Raw genomic sequence first — 5,560 nt, 5'->3', positions numbered from 1 at the left:
TTACTGCGGTTGCTGCATTTGTACCGTAAAGTGTACTTGCCGCTCCTTTAATAATTTCTATAGACTCTATATTTGCTGCGGTAAGTAATCTTAAATCGTATTCTTGCCCTACTGAAGATGGGTCTGACACCCTAACACCATCTACAATAACCAATACTTGTCTTCCTCTACCACCACGCGCAAATACACCTAAAACAGTACCTTGCCTACTTGTACTACCTGCAATAGAAAATCCACTTTTTGCGTTTATAATTTCTGCTACCGTTTTACCTTGATTTCTTTTTAACTCTTCCGCTGTAATTTTAATAACTGTTTTACCAGAGTTTTCTCTTTTCAATTCAAAACGAGAATCACTTACTACAACTTCATCTAATTTTTGAACCTTTTGTTCTTCTTGTTCCTGTTGTGCCACAACAGTTGCACTAGCCAATACAGCCGCACATAAACCAATAATTTTTTTGTTCATTTTTGTGTTTCATTAATAAAAACGGGAGTAGAAATTATATTAATTTCTGCGTATGTCTGTACCCATACGTAAACTTTTATCCCGAAAGTTTAACATTAGTTGTTTTGAATATGGCAGGTCTCCTGACTTGCGTCTTTTTGCTCTCCTTCCCATCTTAATAAAATACAAGACAGTGGATCTGTAGTTACAAAAAGCATTTACCCTTGGTAAACTAAGCTTACAGTTGCGGGAACAGTTTTGGATTTGCACCAAATTCCCTTTTAATCTTACTACGCTATATAGTAGAACCAAAATTCGGCGCAAAAGTAATCCTTTTTACTCAATTTTTTTATTCAAATTTAAATTACACTACTTTTGGACTTTAATTCGCTATCGATGAAAATTTTAAAAATTGCCCTTTTTAGTTGTTTTTTAATACTTGCTTCTTGTAAAGAAAAAACACAACAACCATTACCTACAACTACAGCAAAACCAACTAAAGCAAACCTTAGTTACGCAAAAGGTTTTAGCATAGAAAAGCAGGCAAATGGTATTACTATTTTAAAAATTACCTCTCCTTGGCCAAAAGCAGAATCTGCTTTTACATATGCCTTAATTCCTAAAGATAAAGCAGCCACAATTACCTTGAATAAAGATGATTATGACGCTATTGTAACTGTTCCTGTACAGAAACTAGTTGTAACATCTACAACACACATACCGGCATTAGAATCTCTTGGTGTTTTAGATAAATTAGTTGGTTTTCCTAACACAGATTATATCTCTTCTACTACTGCCAGAACATTAATTAAAGAGGGAGAAATTGAAGAGTTAGGCGTTAACCAATCTCTTAATACAGAAATGGTTATAGCCCTTAACCCAGAGGTTGTTGTTGGTTTTGGCATAGATAACAACAATAAAACATACAGTACTTTGCAACGCTCTAATATTCCTGTTGTTTTTAATGGCGACTGGACAGAGGAAACTCCGCTTGGCAAAGCAGAATGGATTAAGTTTTTTGCTCCGTTTTTTAATGCAGAGGCTAAAGCCGATTCAATTTTTAAAACTATTGAAACCAACTATAATGATGCCAAAGCATTAGCAAAAAAGGCAACTAACAGGCCAAGTGTTTTAACTGGTGGCTTGTATAAAGATTTATGGCACGTGGCTGGCGGAAAAAGCTGGATGGCTCAGTTTTTAAAAGATGCAAACGCTAATTATTTGTGGAGTGATTTGCAAGAAACTGGTGGTGTTGGTTTAAGTATAGAAAGTGTTTTTGACAAAGCTGGCAAAGCCGATTTTTGGATATCACCATCTAGCAACTCTAGTTACAAACAAGTAGCAGAATCTAGTGAGCATTATACTCAGTTTGATGCATATAAAAATAAAAAAATATATACTATTACTTTAGTTAAAGGAGAAACTGGCGGTGTCTTGTTTTTTGAGCTTGCTCCTAACAGGCCAGACTTGGTTTTAAAAGACCTAATTTCTATTTTTCATCCAGACGTTTTACCAGAATATAAGACTACATTTTTTAAACCTCTACAATAGTGTTGCATCAAAAAAAATACACATTAGCATTTATATTATTACTTGTTTTACTTGTAATATGTTTTTGCATTAGCATAAGTTTTGGGTCTGTTACTATACCTTTTACAGATACTATAAGTGCTATTTTTGGAGGCAACTTGCAAAAAGAATCTTGGGGCTATATTATTAGAAATTACAGAATACCAAAAGCAATAACCGCCATATTAACTGGTAGTGGCTTGGCTTTAAGTGGTTTGTTAATGCAAACATTGTTTAGAAATCCGCTTGCAGGACCTTTTGTTTTGGGTATTAGTTCTGGTGCTAGTTTAGGTGCTGCTATTTTAATTATGGGAGCTTCCCTACTTTCTGGTGTTTTTACATTTGGCGTTGTAAATAATGTAACTTTAGCCATAGCATCTAGCACAGGCAGTTTTTTTGTTTTATTAGCGGTAATGATTGTTGCCGCTAAGGTAAAAGACACTATGACACTTTTAATTATTGGTTTAATGTTTGGTAGCATTACCGCTGCAATTGTTAGTGTGTTGTCATATTTTACAGATGCAGAGCAATTACAACAGTATATTTATTGGTCTTTTGGTAGCCTTGGTAATTTATCTTGGTCACAATTAGGTTTGCTAGGAGCTATAGTTGGTACAGGAATCATTATAAGTATTTTTACCATAAAATCTTTAAATGCTTTTTTATTGGGCGAAAACTATGCGCGTAGTCTAGGAGTACATATTAAAAAACAACGTTTTTTAATTATTGCAGCAACAGGTCTATTAGCTGGTGGCATTACCGCTTTTGCGGGTCCTATTGCTTTTATAGGTTTAGCTGTACCACATTTAACCAGACAAGTATTTAATACTACAAATCATAAAACACTAATACCAGCAGTACTGCTTTACGGAGCCATTTTAATGCTCCTATGCGATACTATTGCGCAATTACCATCTAGCGCTTATGTATTACCTATAAACGCTATTACATCTATTGTTGGTGCGCCTGTAGTAATTTGGTTGTTAATACGTAAAAAGAAAATGGTATTTTAGATTGATAAATATAAAAAACATCAAAAAAGAACAACAACATATAGCCCTAAAAGTAACAAGCCTAAGCATAGGTTACAGCTCTAAGAAACAACAAAATGTTATTTCTAAGGATATTAATTTTGCTTTAAAAAAAGGAGAGTTAACGGCTATTGTTGGTGTAAATGGCATAGGAAAGTCTACTTTGCTACGTACTTTGGGCAAGGTACAACCTAAACTTAATGGTAGTATTTGTATAGATAATTTAGAAATTAGCGACTATAAACCCGAGCATTTAGCTGCTAAAATAAGTGTTGTATTAACAGAGAAAATAGCCTCTAAAAACTTAACTGTTTTAGAAGTTATTGCTTTAGGAAGACAACCATACACTAATTGGATTGGTACGCTTACAAATACTGACAAAGATAAAATTACAGAGGCCATTTCTTTAGTACAGATTGAAGAATTGCAACATAAAAAATGTTACGAACTTAGTGACGGACAATTACAAAAAGTAATGATTGCAAGAGCGTTGGCACAAGACACCTCTATTATTTTATTAGACGAACCAACATCTCATCTAGATTTGTACCACAAGGCAACTATTTTAAAACTATTAAAAAATATAGCCCACAAAACCAAAAAGACAATATTATTTACAACCCACGAAATTGAAGTTGCTTTGCAATTGTGCGATAAAATTTTAATTCTAGATAAAAACACTAGTCATTTTGGAACACCAAAAGATTTAATAGCTGCTAAAAAGTTTAATGCGCTGTTTCCTAAAGACACTATAGTTTTTGATGAAAATACCGCTAGCTTTAAGGTTGTTTAGTTTCTTAACAAACACTTTATAAAACTGAAAATAACTTTTTTGCCATTAGATGTTAATTACTTCTATTAGGCTTTAAAGAAAACAACAAACAAAACCTTTATCTTTACTTTTTTATAGACACTATACACCTTATGACCGATTTTTTGATATACTTTTTAGTTGCAGTTATATGCCTTGTTGCTGGTTACTTTTTAGGAAACTACATTCAGAACCTAAAAACAAAATCTAGCCAAAGTGCCATATTAGAAAGAGAATCTATTCTAAATCAGAATTTAACAACTTTAGAAAATAAAGTTGTCTCTTTAGAGGACGAAAAAAATACGTTACGCGAAGAAAAAGAACAACTTAGTAACCAAATTACTAGGTACCAAGCAGATTTAGAAAATCTTCAGCTTAAAAATACAGAGCAAAAACAAGAAGTAGAACAGCTTCAAGAAAAATTTACTAAGGAATTTGAAAACTTAGCAAATAAAATTTTAGATGAAAAAAGCACCAAGTTCACAGAGCAGAATCAGGTAAACATCAAAAATATTTTACATCCACTACAGGAAAAAATTCTATTATTTGAGAAAAAAGTGGATGAAAGTCAAAAAGAAAATATTAGTATACATTCTGCCTTAAAAGAACAGCTATTAAACTTACAAAGTCAGAACCTTAAAATTACTCAAGAAGCAGAAAACTTAACTAAAGCCTTAAAAGGTGATAGTAAAATGCAAGGTAATTGGGGAGAATTGGTATTAGAACGTGTGCTAGAAAAATCTGGATTAGAAAAAGACAGAGAATATAGCGTACAACAGAGTTTTACCAGAGAAGATGGGTCTAGAGTATTGCCAGATGTTATAATAAATTTACCAGATAATAAAAAAATGGTGGTAGATTCTAAAGTATCATTAACTGCCTATGAGCGTTTTGTAAATGCTGATGACGAAACCGAAAAAGAGAAGTTTTTAAAAGAACACATTCTATCTTTACGTAAGCACGTAGACCAACTGTCTGCCAAAAAGTATGAAGATTTATACGAAATGGAAAGTCCAGATTTTGTATTGCTTTTTGTTCCTATAGAGCCTGCTTTTGCCGTTGCTATTAATAACGATAACAACCTTTACAACAAAGCTTTTGAGCAGAATATAGTAATTGTTACACCTGCTACCTTATTAGCTACACTGCGTACTATAGATACTATGTGGAATAATGAAAAGCAACAGCGTAATGCCATAGAAATAGCCAGACAAGCTGGTGCTTTATATGATAAGTTTGAAGGTTTTGTTGGTGACTTAACCAAAGTTGGTAAAAAAATGGATGAGGCTAAAAATGAATACAAAGGGGCTATGAACAAATTGGTAGAAGGCCGTGGAAACATTATTACATCTATAGAAAAGCTTAAAAAAATGGGCGCAAAAGCAAAAAAATCTATTCCAGAGCCTATATTAAAACGTGCTCTTGATAATCACGAAGATCTTAAATAATTAAACACACAATAACCATATAACTTTACCTAATGAAAAAAGCTTTAGCAATTACCATATTAATTATAATTGCTGCATTTGCAGCCATATATGCATTTATCTACTATGTGCCAATTAGTGAAGGTTACAGATCTGGTGAGTTAATTAAATTTAGCCACAAAGGTGTAGTGGTAAAAACTTGGGAAGGAGAAATTAGTCAAGGTATTTCTGGAGCACAAATATTTTCTTTTTCGGTTTTAGACAAAGACACAGATAT

General features: G+C 33.0%; 5 protein-coding genes, 1 pseudogene and 1 riboswitch. Of the genes and pseudogenes, 5 read left to right on the top strand and 1 reads right to left on the bottom strand.

The features are described 5' to 3' along the window. A partial coding sequence (locus ABJD66_RS09350; protein ID WP_348130767.1) for a TonB-dependent receptor plug domain-containing protein occupies positions 1–466 on the bottom strand: 466 nt, incomplete at its 3' end. Between the two features lie 94 nt (positions 467–560). After that, positions 561–773, bottom strand: a riboswitch (cobalamin riboswitch). A 68-nt stretch (positions 774–841) separates the two neighbouring features. Here ABJD66_RS09350 and ABJD66_RS09345 point away from each other — a divergent pair. From ABJD66_RS09345 to ABJD66_RS09325, 5 genes and pseudogenes are all read left to right on the top strand, one after another. Then, positions 842–1,996 (top strand): ABC transporter substrate-binding protein, encoded by a 1,155-nt coding sequence (locus ABJD66_RS09345; protein ID WP_348130764.1) that lies wholly within the window; start codon positions 842–844, stop codon positions 1,994–1,996. Further along, positions 1,996–3,027, top strand: a complete 1,032-nt coding sequence (locus tag ABJD66_RS09340; RefSeq protein ID WP_348130761.1) for an iron ABC transporter permease — start codon at positions 1,996–1,998, stop codon at positions 3,025–3,027. The genes ABJD66_RS09345 and ABJD66_RS09340 overlap by 1 nt, the downstream gene beginning before the upstream one ends. Position 3,028: 1 nt before the next feature. After that, positions 3,029–3,838 (top strand): ABC transporter ATP-binding protein, encoded by an 810-nt coding sequence (locus ABJD66_RS09335; RefSeq protein ID WP_348130758.1) that lies wholly within the window; start codon positions 3,029–3,031, stop codon positions 3,836–3,838. A 131-nt stretch (positions 3,839–3,969) separates the two neighbouring features. Continuing rightward, positions 3,970–5,304, top strand: a complete 1,335-nt coding sequence (rmuC, locus tag ABJD66_RS09330) for a DNA recombination protein RmuC (protein WP_303543553.1) — start codon at positions 3,970–3,972, stop codon at positions 5,302–5,304. A 32-nt stretch (positions 5,305–5,336) separates the two neighbouring features. Further along, positions 5,337–5,560 (top strand): annotated as a pseudogene (locus ABJD66_RS09325) (6-phosphogluconate dehydrogenase); the annotation flags it as partial.

This window comes from Cellulophaga sp., from assembly GCF_039943695.1.
Lineage (GTDB): Bacteria > Bacteroidota > Bacteroidia > Flavobacteriales > Flavobacteriaceae > Cellulophaga.
Note: the sequence above shows the minus strand (reverse complement) of the source record. Positions and strands in the feature narration are given on the sequence as shown.

Excerpts from the sequence above, each read along its gene's own strand:
- rmuC (WP_303543553.1), top strand. The coding sequence starts at position 3,970 with ATGACCGATTTTTTGATATACTTTTTAGTTGCAGTTATATGCCTTGTT.
- ABJD66_RS09345 (WP_348130764.1), top strand. The coding sequence starts at position 842 with ATGAAAATTTTAAAAATTGCCCTTTTTAGTTGTTTTTTAATACTTGCT.